Genomic DNA, 16669 nt, shown 5'->3' with positions numbered 1-16669 from the left:
GATCCGGGTGAGGGGGTACAGGTCTCACGGCGCCCGGCACTCGTGGAAGCAGCCCCTCACCCCAACCCTCTCCCCGTGAAGGACGGGGAGAGGGGGCGGACAAAGCTCCGCCGCTGCCACCTGCCGCCATTTCCATCCCGCCCTCGACGAAACCGTCTGAACCGCCTACCTCTTGGGCGTGTCGACGCTCGATCTCTTTTCCGTTCCGCCGTCGGAAACGGCCGATCTCTTGCCACGCCGGTTTCGCGACTGGTTCGCCTCACGCGGCTGGTCGCCGCGCGAGCACCAGCTCGCGCTGCTGGCGAAGGCGCGCGCGGAACGCTCCGCGCTGCTGATCGCGCCCACCGGTGCGGGCAAGACGCTGGCGGGGTTCTTGCCGACCCTGGTTGAATTGGCGGGCGAGCCGGGTGGCATCAAACCGCTGCGGCAAGCCAGTGAGGCAGCTGTCGAAGCCGATCCAAGGCCAAAGGTCGTTTCCACCGGCCGCTCGGTTCGCCGCAGCTCCGGGCTGCACACGCTCTACATCTCGCCGTTGAAAGCGCTCGCGGTCGATATCGCGCGCAACCTGGAGACGCCGGTTGCCGAGATGGGCCTGCCGATCCGGATCGAGACCCGCACCGGCGACACGCCGGTGTCGCGGCGGCAGCGGCAGCGGCGCTATCCGCCGGACATTCTGCTCACCACGCCGGAGCAGCTGGCGCTGCTGCTGGCGTCCGATGACGCGCCGTTCCTATTCTCCTCGCTGAAGCGCATCGTGCTCGACGAGCTGCACGCGCTGGTCACCTCCAAGCGCGGCGATCTGCTGTCGCTCGGGCTGGCGCGGCTCTGGACCATCGCGCCGCAGACCCGCGCCATCGGCCTCTCGGCAACAGTGGCCGAGCCCGAGCAGCTCGCGCGCTTCCTGGTCCCGCAGCCCGGCGGCGAGAGCGCATCCGCCGACGTCGTGATCGCCGGCGGTGCCGCACCGCCGGTGGTCGAGATGCTCGACACGCGCGAACGGCTGCCATGGTCGGGCCACAGCGCGCGCCACGCGCTGCCCGAGGTGTATGAGCTGATCAAGCGCAACAAGACCACGCTGGTGTTCGTCAACACCCGCAGCCAGGCCGAGATGCTGTTCCAGGATCTGTGGCGCATGAACGACGACGGGCTCGCGATCGCGCTGCATCACGGCTCGCTCGACGTCGCGCAGCGCCGCAAGGTCGAGGACGCGATGGCCGCGGGCCGGCTGCGCGGCGTGGTCTGCACCTCCTCGCTCGATCTCGGCGTCGACTGGGGCGATGTCGACCTCGTCATCAATATCGGCGCGCCCAAGGGATCGTCGCGGCTGATGCAACGGATCGGCCGCGCCAACCACCGCTTCGATGAGGCCTCGCGCGCCGTGCTGGTGCCGGCCAATCGGTTCGAGGTGCTGGAATGCGCGGTCGCGATCGATGCCATCGCCGAGAATGCGCAGGACACGCCGCTGCTGCGCCTGGGTGCGCTCGACGTGCTGGCCCAGCATGTGCTCGGATGCGCCTGCGGCAAACCGTTCCTGTCCGATGAGCTCTATGATGAGGTGAGGACCGCGGCGCCCTATGCGTCGCTGTCGCGCACCGATTTCGACGACGTGGTCGACTTCGTCGCCACCGGCGGCTACGCGCTGAAGACCTATGAGCGTTTCGCGCGGATCAAGCAGGACAAGCAGGGCCGCTGGCGCGTCACCAATCCCAAGGTGCGGCAGAGCTACCGCCTCAATGTCGGCACCATCGTCGAGGAGACCATGCTGAAGGTGCGGCTGGTGCGCTCGCGCGCCGGCGGTCACGGATCGACCGGCGCGATCGCCCGCGGCGGCCGGATGCTGGGTGAGATCGAGGAGGTCTTCATCGAGGGCCTGGTGCCCGGCGACACTTTTGTCTTTGGCGGTGAGGTGGTGCGCTACGAGGCCTTGGTTGAAGATCAGGTCTACGTCTCTCGCGCCAATGACAAAGACGCAAAAGTGCCGTCCTATATGGGCGGCAAGTTCCCGCTCTCGACCTATCTCGCCGAACGGGTGCGCAAGCTGCTCGACAACAGCCTTGCCTGGAAGGCTCTCCCGGATCAGGTCCACGACTGGCTGTCGCTGCAGCGAAAATTCTCCCGCGTGCCGGCGGTGCGCGAACTACTGGTGGAAACCTTTCCGCGCGGCGGCAGTCATTACCTGGTCTGCTATCCCTTCGAGGGGCGGCTCGCGCACCAGACGCTCGGCATGCTGCTGACACGCCGGCTGGAGCGCGCCCGCGCCCGTCCGCTCGGCTTCGTCGCCAACGAATACGCGCTCGCGGTCTGGGGCGTCGGCGATCTCTCCTTCATGATCCGGACCGGCAAGCTCGATCTCAACGCGCTGTTCGATCCCGACATGCTCGGCGACGACCTCGAGGCGTGGCTTGCGGAATCCGCGCTGATGAAGCGCACCTTCCGCAACTGTGCCATCATCTCAGGTCTGATCGCACGCCGCTTCACCGACGAGGAGAAGTCGCGTCGCCAGGTGCTGTTCTCGACAGATCTGATCTACGACGTGCTGCGCAAGCACCAGGCCGACCATGTGCTGCTGCGCGCCGCGCGCAGCGATGCCGCCACCGGATTGCTCGATCTCCGCCGCCTCAGCGACATGCTGTCGCGCATCCACGGCCGAATCACCCACAAGGATCTCGACCACGTTTCCCCGCTTGCCGTCCCCGCGCTGCTGGAAATCGGCCGCGAGTCAGTTTATGGCGAAGCATCCGACGAGCTTCTGGCCGAGGCGGCCGAGGAACTCGTGCGGGAGGCTATGACATAACGCTGATATCTTGGGGAACAGGACGTGACGGCAAGCGCGCTAGCTTTGCGAGACGGTGACGACATGCGCGTTTCGAGGGTCACGGTGGCGGATGTCGGCTTCGTGGCGGATTTCTCCGGCGCGCTGTTCTGGGAAGAGCAGAGCCTGCTCGTGGTCTCCGACCTGCATCTGGAAAAGGGCTCGAGCTTCGCCAGCCGCGGCGTGCTGCTGCCGCCTTACGACACGGTGGCGACGCTGAGCCGGCTCGCGGCTGTGATCGCGCGGCACGATCCGCGGCAGGTGATCGCGCTCGGCGACAGCTTTCACGATCGCGATGCGCATGCGCGGCTGTCGGATGGGGATCGCGAGGCGCTGGCGGCGCTGCAAGTGCGACGTAACTGGATCTGGATTGCGGGCAACCACGATCCGGCGCTGCCGTCCAGCCTCGGCGGCGTGGTCGCGACCGAGGTCGCGATCGGTCCGATCGTGTTCCGCCACGAGCCGACCGGCGCTGCCGGCGAGATCGCCGGGCATCTGCACCCCAAGGCGCGGGTGCCGACCCGCGGCCGCTCGATCGAGCGGCGCTGTTTCGCCAGTGACGGCGAGCGCGCGGTGATGCCGGCGTTCGGCGCCTATACCGGCGGGCTGAGCATCCGCGACGCAGCGTTCGCACGGATCTTCCGGTCGCCCGGCTTCATGGCCCACGTGCTCGGCGACAACCGCGTCCACGCGTTCGCCGCGTCGCGGTGTTATTGACGGTCGCTTTCACCCTCCCCTGGAGGGGGAGGTCGGCTCACATTGAGCGCAGCGAGATGTGAGTCGGGGTGGGGTGATCTCTCAACGCGGGTACTGTTCGATTGGATGGACCTTCACCCCACCTCGGTTCGCATTTCATGCGAACCGATCCCAGAGCGAGCTTCGCTCGTCTCGACCCCTCCAGGGGAGGATGTCGGCGCGAACGTCACGCCGCCTTCGCCTGCACGCTCTCGCAATACTCCGCGAGCCGGTCCGCCAGCCGCAATGTCGCGGGCCTCGCCTCGGGGGCGGCGACGAGGGCGACCTCGGTCCGCTCGATCGGCGCAAAGCCGTCTTTCGCCGTCAGCACGCGGTGCTCGGCCTGGATCGACATTTCCGAAAGAATGCTCAAGCCGAGGCCCGCGGCGACCGCGGCCTGGATGCCGGCGAGGCTGGAGGAGGTGTAGGCCATGTGCCAGTTGCGGCCGGCGCTTTCCAGCGAATGGATGGCGTGGGCGCGATAGAGGCAGCCCGAGCCGAAGCCGATCAGCGGCACCGAGCCGATGGTGGTGTCGCGCGGATGGCTCTTGCTCGTCACCCAATGCACGCGTTCCGGCCACACCGCGATGCCGCCTCTCTCGCTGGCAGCGCGCTTGATCAGCGCGAGGTCGAGATCGCCGCGCTCGAGGTCGCGGTACAGGAACAGGCTCTGGCCGGAGCGTACGTCGAGGCGCAAATTGGGATGGCTGCGCGAGAAGGTCGCGAGCAGCCTCGTCAGCCGGTAGGCGGCAAAATCCTCGGTGATGCCGATCCGGATCGCGCCTTCGCTGCCGGCGCGCGACACCACATCACGCGCCTCCTCGGCCAGCGCCAGCAGCCGCCGCGCATAGGTCAGCAGCTGATCGCCGGCGTCAGTCGGGGTGACGTCCTTGCCGCTGCGGATCAACAGCGGCTGGCCGACATCCTCCTCCAGCCGCTTGATCTGCTGGCTGACCGTCGATTGCGTGCGGTGGACGCGCTCTCCGGCGCGGGTGAAGCCGCCGGCATCGACCACCGAGACGAAACTGCGCAGAAGCTCCAGGTCGAGCATCGCAGCCTCCATTCATAAATCCACTGGATATCAGTCTATCATTTAATTTACAAATATCAAGGTGCGGGCCTAGATCATGGGCGAGGGAGAAAATCCCAGGAGAACTCCATGTCCGCCGCATCTTCAATCGCCGCCCCCCGCGCCCGTTTCAACACCCTGCCGCTGCTGATCGCGCTGTTCTGCCTGCTCTGGAGCTACGCATTCGTGGCCGGCAAGATCGGCGTCACCGATTGCCCGCCGCTGATCCTGCTCGCCGCGCGGTTCTCGCTCGCTGGAGTCCTGATCCTCGGCATCTCCTGGCTGCGCCGGGACCAATGGGACCTCACCTGGCGCGATGTCGCCGTGTTCGCGGTGATCGGCGTCGCCAACAACGCGCTCTATCTCGGCCTCGGCTATACCGGGCTGAAGACCGTCTCGGCCGGGCTTGGTGCGCTGATCGTCTCGGCCAATCCGGTGTTCACCGCCATGCTGGCGGCGCTGTTCCTCGGCGAGTCCATGACTCTGCGCAAGGTGGTCGGCCTCGTGCTCGGCATCGTCGGCGTCGCCTTCATCGTCTGGCATCGCATGAAGGTCGGCACCGATAGCCCGCACGGCATCCTGTTCACGCTGGCCTCGCTCGCCTCGATCGTTGCCGGCACGGTGCTGTTCAAGCTGCTGGCGCCGAAGGGCAGCCTGTGGATCGGCAACGGCATCCAGAACATTGCCGGCGGCCTTGCGGTGATGCCGTTCGCCTTCACGCTGTCCAGCGTCGCTGACATCGTGCCCAGCATGCGGCTCGCCGGCGCCTTCGCCTTCCTCGTGCTCGGCGGCTCGATCCTCGCCTATCTGCTCTGGTTTCATCTCCTGAAAGTGTGTGGCGCGACCGCCGCGAGCGCCTATCACTTCCTGATGCCGCCGCTTGGCATGCTGTTCGCCTATCTCGTGCTCGGCGAGCATGTCGAATTTCGCGACCTGCTCGGGATCGTTCCGGTCGCTCTCGGCATTTACCTGGTGACGCGCCCTGCCGCGGCATCGCCCAAGAGGAGTGGAACGTGAGCATCACCATCACCCTGATCGGTGGCCCGACCGCCCTGATCGAGATCGACGGGTTCCGCCTGCTCACCGATCCGACCTTCGATGCGCCCGGCGACTATCAACTGCCGCATGTGAAGCTGGAGAAGCTGACGGGCCCCGCGCTCGGCGCCCGCGACGTCGGCGAGATCGATGCGGTGCTGCTGAGCCACGACCAGCATTCCGACAATCTCGACCATTCCGGCCGGGATTTCCTCAAAGGCGCGAAGCGCGTGCTGACGACGCAGGCCGGCGCCAAGCGGCTCGGCGGTAATGCCGAGGCTTTGCGCCCTGGGCGTCGACCATATTGAAGAAGGGCGGCCGGACGCTTGCCATCACCGCGACGCCGGCGCGGCACGGGCCCGCGGGCATCGAGCCGTTGTCCGGCGACGTCATCGGCTTCGTGGTGGAGCCGGCGAAACCCGGCCGTCCAGTCTATGTCAGCGGCGACACCACCTGGTTCGACGGTGTCGCCGAGGTCGCACGGCGCTTCGATTGCGGTGTGGTGCTGCCGTTTGCAGGCGCGGCGCAAACCCGCGGCCCGTTCCATCTCACGATGGACACCAACGACGCGATCGAGACTGCGCGCGCCTTTGCCGACGCGGTGATCGTGCCGGTTCATACCGATGGCTGGGCGCATTTCCGGCAGAACGCCGGCGACCTGCGCGCGAGCTTCGATACGCTCGGCTTCGGCCGCCGTCTGCGCATCCTCGAGCCCGGGGTCGCCACGATCATTGAAGCGTCGTCGGAGACTTGATCCAGCGCATGGCGGGCAGGAGGGCCGCGTGCGAGTTTCATCGTTGGAACCGGGGCAGGTCCGGTTCGTTGTCGCGATGGCTCCGACCGGTATGACACAGCACAGGCCGATATCGCGAAAGCATCATGGCAAGGCCGGCATCGCGCCGGCGGGCGATGCCGATCGGCCGAAATCATTCAGCCTTGCGGGCGTCTTTAAGGCGCTCGGACCCGGGTTGATTACCGGCGCAGCGGACGATGATCCGTCGGGCATCGGCACCTACAGCCAGGCCGGCGCGCAGCTCGGCTACGGCATCGGCTGGACCATGCTGATGACATTCCCGTTGATGGCGGCGATCCAGGAAATTTCCGCGCGGGTCGGCCGCGTCACCGGGCACGGCATAGCGGGCAACGTATGCAAGCACTATCCGGGCTGGCTGCTCGCGGCCGTGGTGATGCTGTTGTTCATCGCCAACACCGTCAACATTGCGGCCGACCTCTCGGCCATGGCGGATGCGACCAGGCTTCTGATCGGCGGCCCTGCGATCCTCTATGTCGTGCTGTTCGGCGTGGCCTCGGTCGCCGCCCAGATCTTCATGAACTACCGGCGCTACGTCGCCGTCCTGAAATGGCTGACGCTGAGCCTGTTCGCCTATGTCGCGGCGCTCGCATTCGCCAAGGTGTCGTGGATGCAGGCGCTGGCAGGCGTGCTGGTTCCGCGTCTGACCTGGAGCGCGGACTATTTCACGACCATCGTCGCGATCTTCGGCACCACGATCTCACCCTATCTGTTCTTCTGGCAGGCTTCACAGGAGGCGGAGGAGCAGCAGGCGGATCTCGCCAAGCATCCACTGATCGAGAAGCACTACGGCGCGCGAAGGGAGTTTTTCCGCATTCGTGCCGACACCATCACCGGCATGGCATTTTCCAACGTCATCGCGCTGTCGATCATCGTCACCGCCGCCGCCTCGCTGCACGCCGCCGGCAAGACCGATATCCAGACTTCGGCGCAGGCCGCCGAGGCCTTGCGCCCGATCGCCGGGCCGTTCGCCGAGGTGATCTTCGCGCTCGGCATCATCGGCACCGGCCTCTTAGCGATCCCGGTGCTTGCGGGCGCGACGGCCTACGCGGTCGGCGAGGGCCGGCGATGGCCGGTCGGATTGACGCGCAAGCCGAAACAGGCGATCGCGTTTTATTCGGTGCTGGCGCTGTCGGGCGGCATCGGCATTGCGCTCAACTTCACGCCGATCGATCCGATCTCGGCGCTGTACTGGAGTGCGGTCGTCAACGGTGTGCTCGCGGTGCCCGTGATGGTGCTGCTGATGGTCATGGCACGCCACAGGGCGGTGATGGGACGCTTCGTGATCGGCGGGTGGCTGTACTGGCTCGGCTGGCTCTCTACGGCTGCGATGGCGCTCAGCGTGATCGCGATGGGGATCGGTTTCCTGCTGTAAGTTCGAACTTGTAGGTTGGGTGGAGCGCAGCGATACCCATCACTATGCTGCGCCGATCCATGTTGGGTATCGCTTCGCTCCACCCAACCTACGCGCCTCAATCCTTGGCGAACAGCGAGCTATCGATCTTGGTTGTCGATTTGACCTTCCGCAGGATGATGGTGGTGCGGTAGCTCGCGATATCGCTGTCCGGATGCATCAGGCGGTCGAGGATGAACGATTGATAGCGAGCGAGGTCGGACGACACGACCCGCAGGGCGTAATCCCAATCGCCGGCGATCATGCAGCATTCGACGACCTCCGGAAGGTCGATCACCTTCTTCTCGAAGCGCGCGAAGGATTCCCTGTTCTGTTGCTTGAGGCGGACCTCGACGATGACGTCGAAGCCGAGCCCGACGCGCGCAGGGTCCACCAGCGCTACATAGGAATTGATCACACCGTCCTCTTCGAGGGTCCGGACCCGCCGCATGCAGGGGGCGGACGAGAGGCCGATCCGTTCGGCCAGCTCGAGATTGGTGATGCGCCCCTCGACCTGCAGCACGTCGAGGATTTTCCGATCCATCTCGTCGATCACGATCGTGGTTCCCATTTTGTGCGCGCTTTCCGTCTTTTGCGCAATTGATTGCAGAAGATGGGCCGGAATGCATCTGAATTCGCAATGTCTTTACTGCAGTGGGCGCATAACATGCGCTGCGATGGTCTCCAGCGCGCGGCGACGGAGCGGCAAGGAGCGGGCATGACTGGAAATGACGACAAATCGTTTTGGGATCGCGCCCGGCGCCACCTCATTCGCTATGGCGGGATGTTCGCCCCGGTCATCATCGAGCGCGCCTCCGGATCCTTCGTCTACGACGCCGGCGGCCGAGCCATCCTGGATTTCACATCCGGGCAGATGAGCGCCGTGCTCGGTCACGGTCACCCCGAGATCGTAAAGACCATCAGCGCGCATGCCGAACGGCTCGACCATCTGTTCAGCGGCATGTTGACGCGCCCGGTGGTCGCGTTGGCCGAACAGCTCGCGGAGTTACTGCCGCCGGGGCTCGATCGCGTCATGCTGCTGAGCACCGGCGGAGAGTCGAACGAGGCCGCCATCAAGATGGCCAAGCTCGCCACCGGCGGCTTCGAGACCGTCGCGTTCGCGCAGTCCTGGCATGGCATGACATCAGGCGCGGCGGGGACGACGTATTCGGCCGGCCGCAAGGGCTATGGTCCCGCGCCGGTCGGCTCGCTCGCGATCCCGACGCCAAACCCTTATCGCCCGCGCTTCGGCAACGCGTCCGATTGGCGGGCCGAGCTGGCCTACGCCTTCGATCTCGTCGATCGCCAATCGACCGGTTCGCTAGCCTGCATGATCGCCGAGCCGATCCTCAGCTCCGGCGGGCTGATCGATCTGCCGGAGGGCTATCTCGCCGCGCTGAAGGAATTGTGCCGCGCGCGCGGCATGCTGCTGATCGTCGACGAGGCGCAGACCGGCCTCGGGCGAACCGGCGCCATGTTCGCCTTCGAGCGCGATAACGTGGTGCCTGATATCCTGACCCTGTCGAAGACGCTCGGCGCCGGCCTGCCTCTGGCCGCGGTCATCACATCAGCCGAGATCGAAGAGCGCTGTCACGAACGCGGCTTCCTGTTCTACACGACGCATGTGTCGGACCCGATGCCGGCCGCGGTCGGGCTGAAGGTCATCGAGATCATCCTGCGCGACCGACTGGTCGAGCGCGCCGGGATCGCGGGTGCGCGGCTGCGGGATGGGCTCCTCGCCCTGCAGAACCGGTTCGACTGCATCGGTGACGTGCGCGGCAGGGGGCTGATGCAAGGCATCGAGATCGTGCGCGACCGCTTCAGCAAGGAGCCCGACGAAGCGCTCGGCACGCGCGTGTCGCAGCGCTGCATGGAGTTCGGACTGAGCACCAACATCGTGCAGCTGCCCGGCATGGGCAGCGTATTCCGCATCGCTCCGCCGCTGACGATCAGCGACGGCGAGATCGATCTCGGCCTTTCCATTCTCAACGACGCGTTCGAGAGTGCGTTGCAGAGACCGTAGGATGGGTGGAGCGCAGCGATACCCATCACGTCGCCGCGGCTCCGGATGTTGGGTATCGCTTCGCTCCACCCAACCTACGCCTTTAGTCCTTGCGGAACACGATCGAGGCCATCCAGCCGGTCATCAGCGCCATGAATGCGGTGACGAGGCCGTAGACCAGGCCGTTCTGCCGCGCGGTGGTGGCGACGAACTGCTCGAAGCCGACCTTGACGATCTCGAACGCGGTTTCGGTCTTGGTCACCAGCGCGCCCTCGGAGAACAGCTTGATCTCGACATTGTAGGTGCCGATCGGCACCTCCGCCGGCAGCGGAATGCCGGTGCGGAACAGGGTCGGCGTCAGGAACGTCACCGCCGAGGTCGCCTCGCGGTACAGGCCGTGCTCGGAGCGCAGGCGGACGAACGCGCTGCGGAAGGGGTCGTTCGGCACCACGTCGGCAAAGTCGGGGCCGACCCGCTGCATCAAGAGCACATTGTTGAGCCCGAGCTGCTGCCGCCGCTGCACCTCCGGTGAGGCGATCTGGTCGAACGGGCGATTGGAGAACAGCGCGAGATAGCCCGGTACCTGCAGGAACTGGCGCGAGTCGGTGTTGATCCAGATCCCGAATTTGCGCTCCTTGCGCCGCGTCACCATGTCGGCGCGCGGGCCGGATACCGTGACGACGAGATCGTAATTGGCGCGGCTGGGCGGTGTCTTGTCGTCCTTCTCGACCGAGCCGAACAGCACGAGCTCGCCGCCGGAATAATTCGGCGTCACCGTGACGCGGTGGTTGGAAACCGACACGATCAGCCGCTCGGCACGCGCGGGTGCGGCCGCCAGGCTGGCGGCAGCGAGGCCCGCGATGGCAAGCAGCGCGCGCAGCCTCATGGCGGGGCTCCGCCGGTTTCGCGGATGCTGAACAGGTCCTGCGGCCGGATCACCAGCTCGACCGCAAAGCGGATGCCGACCGCGAGCACCAGCAGGCCGAGCAGGAGGCGCAGATGCTCGCCGCGGATCTTCTGGCCGGCGCGGGCGCCGAACTGCGCGCCGGTGACGCCGCCGATCATCAGGATCAGCGCCAGCACGGCGTCGACCAGATGGTTGGTCACCGCGTGCAGCATGGTCGCGAACACCATGGTGACGAGGGTGAGCACCATAGAGGTGCCGATCACGGTCGAGGTCGGCACCCGCAGCACATAGATCATCAGCGGCACCAGGATGAAGCCGCCGCCGATGCCCATGACCGCGCCGATGAAGCCGATGATGAGCCCGATCACGACCACCGGGATGACCGAGAGGTAGATCTTGGAGCGCTTGAAGCGCAGCTTCAGCGGCAGGCCGTGGATCCAGCCATGGCTGCCGGGCTTGCGCAGCGTGACCGCGCCGCCGCCGCGCGAACGCAGCATCGCGCGCAGGCCTTCCCAGAACATCAGCCCGCCGACCGTCGTCAGCAGGATGACGTAGGACAGCGCGATCATCAGGTCGAGTTGGCCGAGCGAGCGCAGGAAGGTGAAGGTCCACACCCCGAACGTGGTGCCGAGCGTGCCGCCGACCAGCAGCACCGCCGCCAGCAGCGGGTCGATCGCGCGCCGGCGCCAATAGGAGATCGCGCCGGAGAACGAGGACGCCGCAATGTGGCTCGCGACCGAGGCAACCGCGACCGCCGGCGCGATGCCGACGAAGATCAGAAGCGGCGTCATCAGGAAGCCGCCGCCGATCCCGAACATGCCGGAGACGAATCCAACCGCCGCGCCCATCGCCAGGATGAGGAAGACATTGACCGGAATGTCGGCGATCGGGAGGTAGAGCTGCACGCGCGTCGCTTCTTGTCGGTTCGCCGCATGCTGGGGCGCAAGGCCGCATCACGGCGTGATGTCGTTCGGGTCGGGCATTCTCCGGCTGAACGAATCCGGTCGGCGCGCAAGGAGCAGGCGAACGCGGGTCGATTGCCGCGTTCTTGCATAACCGAAATTAGCGGGGGGAGGGACTAAAGATTCCGCGCCGGGTGGCATTTTTCGCCGCACGTGGCGGCCCGGCTGCGGACGTGGTTGATAATTCAGATTAATGACGTCTGTATCGGCTTATTTGAGCATGACCTCCGCGCAAACGCGTTCCGCGTTTGTCGCGAGGGAAAACCGCTCCGCACTTTGCGCTAGCGCGGCCCTTCGGGTCCGGACCATGCTTCAGGGCCGATCAACCGGCCTCGTGATCAGGTTCAGCGCGAGCGCTTCCTTCGGGCTCAACCAGCGGATATCCGAGGTCTGCGACATCGCCTCGACGATCCCGGAGGAGACGCCCATCTTGGTCATGTAGCCCAGCACCATGCCCTGGATGCGTTGCGCCTCGGCGAGGGGATCGCTGACCGGTGCGCTGGTCGTGAAGCGGTGCACCCCGAGCCGCGAGCCCGCGATGCCATAGCGGGTCTCACCACCTGCATAGACCAGGACGCAGGCACTCGCGCAGGCCGCTGGGCGCAGCTTGCCCGATGCGTCTGCCGTAGCGACGGCGGTGACGAGCCCATGCGTGCGGATGACCTCGCCCATGATCGCGGCCTGGTTCAGCGCGCCGCCCTGCGACGACAGCAGCACGGCATCGCCGGCCGCGAGGCGCGCCTCGCTGAGCCGGTCGCGGAACCAGCTCGCGCTGGCGGAGCCGATCTTGCCGCTGATTGCGAGCGCGCGCCGGCCACGGCCCGACCCGTCGATGTCGACGTCCGATATCACCGCCGACGTCATGCTCGCGGCGATGTAGGTCTCGCGCCAGAAGTCCCAGGCGCCCGGCCTCGACAGGTCGCGGTAGGCCTGAATGGCGACGCTCGATAGCAGCAGCACAAAGATGATGATGGACCAGAGCGAGAACCGGAAGGTGCGCGGCGGCGGCGCCGGGTCGGCTTGCATCGGTCGAGGCGCGGCGTTGGGCCGCGCGGTAAACGGAGACGGCGTCTGACGCGGCGGTGCGACGCGGGGACCGGTCGGCGACGAACGATGGCCCGTTCCATCATCCTGACGATCGTCGACAGACAAGCCTGACCCTCCGGAACGCGTGCACCATTGGCGCGCGACTGCGTCTGTCTACACGGGGAAAGGGCGGAGGGATAGGACAGCGGCGCCGTCAAGGCGCCGCAGCTATTCTCGTTTTAGTGAGCCGGGGCGGCCAGCGCCGCGGTCCGCTTCGACGGCTGCCTGACGGACTTCGCCGCCGCGGGCTGCGCGGGGGCGCCGTCCCAGCCGCCGGCCGGGGCCGGCACATTGACCGCATCGCTCGGCTGCGGTTCGGGGGTGAAGGTCTGGATCGCAAGCTTCGCGGCGGCCAGCGACTGCGGGTCGAGCCGCTTGGCGATATCGTCGCGCTTGTGGCCGGCGTCGGCGTCGCCCTGTGCGGCGGCGAGGCTGAACCATTTGAAGGACTCGGCGAGGTTCTGTTCGACACCGATGCGCGGGCATAGAGGATGCCGAGGTTGACCTGGCTGTCGGCAACGCCGCGATCGGCCGCCTTGCGGAACCACTGCGCGGCGCTCTTGTAGTCGGCGCCCTTGCCGCCGCCATCGGCGTCGAGCACGGCGAGGTTATGCATCGCCTTGGCGTTGCCGCGCTCGGCTGCCTGCACGTAATAGCGCCGCGCCAGATCGAAGTCGCGTTTCACGCTGAGGCCCTTCTCATAGAAGGTGCCGAGCCGGAACATCGCCGGCACCACGCCGGCCTGCGCCGCGCGGCCGTACCATTTGGCGGCTTCGTCGACATTGGCGGTCACGCCCTTGCCCTCGGCATAGCGGACGCCGACCTCATAGGCCGCAGCCGCATCGCCCTTGATCGCGGCCGCGCGCAGCGCCGGACCGCCGATCGCGTCGGGCAGCTTCTCGCCCGCCGGAATCTGGATCGTGGCGAGCTTGCCGCCGAGCGGCGGAGCCGTCGGAATCGTGCCGGTGATATCACTGGCGGGGGCCGTTGGCGTCGCCGCGGCCGGCTCCGGCGCGGCGGCGGGTACGGGCGCCGATGGGATCGTCACCTGCGCGCTGTCGAGCGTGTTCGGCGCCGGCGAGTTGTTGGACTGGCGGCCGAGCGGGGTCGGCGAGGTCATCGACGGCCCCGGCGTGCTCGACGGCGCAGCCGGCGCGGGGACGGGCACGAGGGAGTTCTCGGCGGGCGGCAGCGCGGCGGGCGCGGCCGGCTCGCTGTGCTCGATCGCCGGCACCTGCGGCGCGGAGCTGGTGTCGAGCAGGTTCATCGCCATCTTGGCGGTCGAGAGCAGGATCACGACCACGCTCGCGCCGACCAGCAGTGAGCGGATCTTGGAGGTGATGGTCGAGGGCTGGGCCTCGGGCGCTTCGGTTGCGGCGGCGCCGGACTTGGCGGCAGCTGCCTTCGCGGCCTTGTCGGCCTTCTCCTTGGCCTTGGCGGCGGCCTTGCTCGCTGCGCGCGCCGCCTTCTCGTTGACGGGTTGTGCGGCAGCGGCCTGCGCGGCGCGCCGGGCGGCGGCGATGAAGCTCGATGTCGAGACCGGCTCCTTCTTGCCGGCGGGAAGATCAGAGATCGCGCGCTCGGAATCCGCGATCCGCTCCGACGGCGACGACGCCCGGCCCGACGGGCGGGTACCCGGCTCTAGCGGATGATCCGGCGGCAGCTCAGGCGCCAGCGCAGCGCGTGCGGACGCGGCATGCGGCTCGAGGATCTCGCTGATCGCGCGCGGCGGCAGCGGCGGCGGCGCGGTCTCGACCGGCTGCGCGGCATGGAATTCGCGCGGCGCGGACATGAAGTGCTCCTGCGCCAGCGCAGGATTGGGCAATTCGGGCCGGTACGATTCAGGCTTGTACGATTCAGCCTTGTAGGATTCGGGTTGGGGCTGCGCGAACGGCTGCGGCATCGCCGCGCGCGGCATCTCCATCCGCGGGGCGTCCATCCGCAGTTCGGTCGGCGCGGGGGCGGGCGGAGCCGGCGGCGGCGCGGTGCGCACCGTGCGCAGATCGTTCTCGATCATGGCCAGCCGGTCGACGACGTGGCCGAGCGTGTTGTGAACGGTTTCCAGCGAATCCTGGGTGCGGCGATCCGTCTCCGACTGGCTGAAGCGGATGTCGGACAGCTCGCGTTTCACCAGATCGACGATGCCGCTGTCCATCATCGGGTGTGGCGCCGAGGTGTTGACGCTGTTGCGGGTGGCGTCGGCGAGCGAGGCGATATGGGCGTGCTGCGCCTCGAGGTGCCGCATGATGTCATGCAGCCCTTCCTCGACCCGGCCGAGATTGCCGGAGCGCTGGTCGGCCGACTCCAGGCGCTCGAGCAGATAGGAGACGCGCTGTTCGAGGTGGGTGAATGCCGACGAGCTGTCGTTGCCGACCTGCAGGCGGTCGATCCGCTCCGACAGCGAGCGCAGCGCGCCCTCGATGACGTCGGTATTGTCATAGCCGGCCGGCCGCTCGCGGCCTTCCAGCGACGAGGCCAGCGCCGCAATGCGTTGCTCGATCCCGGCGAAAGCGTCGCCGAAGGAATCCCCGCGCGACATCTGCGACAGCTGGTCGACCTTCGCCGCCAGCGCATGCACGTCCCCGGAGAGCTGCAGCAGCGCGTCGTTGGAGGCGACATTGGAGACGATGGCGCGCAGCGCCGCGATCGCGCTCTCGAGCTGATGCACCGTCGACGGATCGTCGTTGGCGCGCAGGATCATGTCGAGCTTGGCGCCGAGATTGCGGATCGCCTCGTCGTAGCCGGTGAGCTGCTCGGCGGGCGTCAGCGTGCGCAGCGCCTCGCGGATGTCCGACAGCGCGCGTTCGATGCCGGCAATCGCCTGGCCCTGGCCGTTGTTGCTGTCCTGACGGATCTCGTCGATCCGGTGATGCAGCGAGCGGATCTCGTTCTCGATCGATTCGATCGCGCGGCGCGGCATCGCCTCGGTGATCGCCTGGCGGATTTCCGCCAGCTCGCCGCGGAACGACGCGATCGATTGCTCGATATGGTCGGGCCGCTGCAGCGCCTCGATCTGGCTCGTGATCTTGAGCAGATGACGCTCGAGCGAGGAGAAGTCCGGCCCGGCCGGCGCCGCGGGCTGCGGCGCGTAGGCGGCCATCGGCGGCGCCGATTGCTGCAGAGGCGGTGCATTGCGCTGTGGCATCTGCCGGGGCGCGGGGCCATCGAGCTCATTCTGGCGCGCGGCGATTTCCGCGATCGCGGAATCGAACGACGCCGGGCTCAGCGGTGGCGAGGGGCGGTAGACCTGGGCGGCGGCGCGCTCGACCGCCTCGGCCTGGCGCAGCCTCTCCTCCAGCTGCCGGTCGTTGATCTGCGGCTCGCGCTGCATCTGCGCTTCCCGCATCATCGGCTGGGGCTGCGGCTCGCGTGCTGGCTGCGGCCGCGAAATCTGCGACAACCGCGCATCGAGGCGCGAGATCGCGTCGTTGAGCTGCCGTGCGACCGCGGGCTGGCCGCGCGGCACCTCGGCGCGCACCGCTTCGGCGCGCGTCAACGGCTTTGCAATCTGCTCGATCTGGCGGGTGATCGCGTCGAGCCGCTGATGGATGTCCGCGACCTCGCGGCTTTCCCGGCTCGGCATCGGCTGCCGTTGCTCGATGCGCCAATCCGGCGGGCTCGGTTCGCCGACGGTCGAATTGAGCCAGTCGTTCAGTGACATGCCGGCACGGCGCGCAGCCGCCTCGGCCCTGTCGCGGACGGAGGGATCGATGCCGTCAACACTCCACGATACGCGCGAATTCATGATTCCGTCCGGTCCCGACTCCGGCGCCATACTCTGCGCCCGCAGCCTCCCCGCGCATTCCCGTTAAGAGACAATCGAATTCTGCGCTGGTCGTCTGCTTCAGCTGCTGACT

General features: G+C 67.2%; 10 protein-coding genes and 2 pseudogenes. 6 read left to right on the top strand and 6 right to left on the bottom strand.

Annotated elements, in window-relative coordinates; all coding sequences use genetic code 11:
- Window positions 1-178 precede the first annotated feature (178 nt).
- Window positions 179-2794, top strand: a complete 2616-nt coding sequence (locus AKN84_RS19320; RefSeq protein WP_050422254.1) for a ligase-associated DNA damage response DEXH box helicase — start codon at window positions 179-181, stop codon at window positions 2792-2794.
- A gap of 63 nt (window positions 2795-2857) precedes the next feature.
- Window positions 2858-3529, top strand: coding sequence for a ligase-associated DNA damage response endonuclease PdeM (gene pdeM, locus AKN84_RS19315; RefSeq protein ID WP_050422239.1), 672 nt, complete (start codon window positions 2858-2860; stop codon window positions 3527-3529).
- Window positions 3530-3734: 205 nt separating this feature from the next.
- Here pdeM and AKN84_RS19310 read toward each other — a convergent pair whose 3' ends face one another.
- Complete coding sequence (locus tag AKN84_RS19310) at window positions 3735-4598, bottom strand: LysR family transcriptional regulator (RefSeq protein ID WP_050422253.1); 864 nt, start codon at window positions 4596-4598, stop codon at window positions 3735-3737.
- 108 nt (window positions 4599-4706) lie between these two features.
- On the opposite strand from AKN84_RS19310, the gene AKN84_RS19305 reads away from it, so the two are divergent.
- The 3 genes and pseudogenes from AKN84_RS19305 (at window position 4707) to AKN84_RS19295 (ending at window position 7837) form a co-directional block, all read left to right on the top strand.
- Complete coding sequence (locus AKN84_RS19305; RefSeq protein ID WP_050422238.1) at window positions 4707-5633, top strand: DMT family transporter; 927 nt, start codon at window positions 4707-4709, stop codon at window positions 5631-5633.
- Window positions 5630-6405: pseudogene (locus tag AKN84_RS19300) on the top strand (MBL fold metallo-hydrolase). The gene AKN84_RS19305 and the pseudogene AKN84_RS19300 overlap by 4 nt, the downstream one beginning before the upstream one ends.
- Window positions 6406-6496: 91 nt before the next feature.
- Window positions 6497-7837, top strand: coding sequence for an NRAMP family divalent metal transporter (locus tag AKN84_RS19295; protein ID WP_244485276.1), 1341 nt, complete (start codon window positions 6497-6499; stop codon window positions 7835-7837).
- 97 nt (window positions 7838-7934) lie between these two features.
- Here AKN84_RS19295 and AKN84_RS19290 read toward each other — a convergent pair whose 3' ends face one another.
- The gene (locus AKN84_RS19290; protein WP_050422237.1) at window positions 7935-8426 is read right to left on the bottom strand and encodes an Lrp/AsnC family transcriptional regulator; all 492 of its coding nucleotides are present in this window, start codon (window positions 8424-8426) and stop codon (window positions 7935-7937) included.
- Window positions 8427-8573: 147 nt separating this feature from the next.
- On the opposite strand from AKN84_RS19290, the gene AKN84_RS19285 reads away from it, so the two are divergent.
- Entirely contained in the window at window positions 8574-9878 is a 1305-nt protein-coding gene (locus AKN84_RS19285) for an aspartate aminotransferase family protein (protein WP_050422251.1), read from the top strand.
- Window positions 9879-9960: 82 nt separating this feature from the next.
- On the opposite strand, the gene AKN84_RS19280 is transcribed toward AKN84_RS19285, so the two are convergent.
- The 4 genes and pseudogenes from AKN84_RS19280 to AKN84_RS19265 all read right to left on the bottom strand — a co-directional run bounded on the left by AKN84_RS19280 (window position 9961) and on the right by AKN84_RS19265 (window position 16557).
- The gene (locus AKN84_RS19280) at window positions 9961-10743 is read right to left on the bottom strand and encodes a TIGR02186 family protein (RefSeq protein WP_050422236.1); all 783 of its coding nucleotides are present in this window, start codon (window positions 10741-10743) and stop codon (window positions 9961-9963) included.
- On the bottom strand, window positions 10740-11669 hold the full coding sequence (locus AKN84_RS19275; RefSeq protein ID WP_050422235.1) for a sulfite exporter TauE/SafE family protein: 930 nt from the start codon (window positions 11667-11669) through the stop codon (window positions 10740-10742). Before AKN84_RS19275 ends, AKN84_RS19280 begins: the two co-directional genes overlap by 4 nt.
- Before the next feature lie 369 nt (window positions 11670-12038).
- Window positions 12039-12878, bottom strand: a complete 840-nt coding sequence (locus AKN84_RS19270; protein ID WP_050422234.1) for a COG3904 family protein — start codon at window positions 12876-12878, stop codon at window positions 12039-12041.
- A 113-nt stretch (window positions 12879-12991) separates the two neighbouring features.
- Window positions 12992-16557 (bottom strand): annotated as a pseudogene (locus AKN84_RS19265) (tetratricopeptide repeat protein).
- Window positions 16558-16669: the final 112 nt, after the last annotated feature.

The sequence above is a fragment of the Bradyrhizobium tropiciagri genome (assembly GCF_001189845.1).
Taxonomy (GTDB): Bacteria; Pseudomonadota; Alphaproteobacteria; order Rhizobiales; family Xanthobacteraceae; genus Bradyrhizobium; species Bradyrhizobium tropiciagri.
This window is presented reverse-complemented; position numbering and strand designations above follow the sequence as displayed.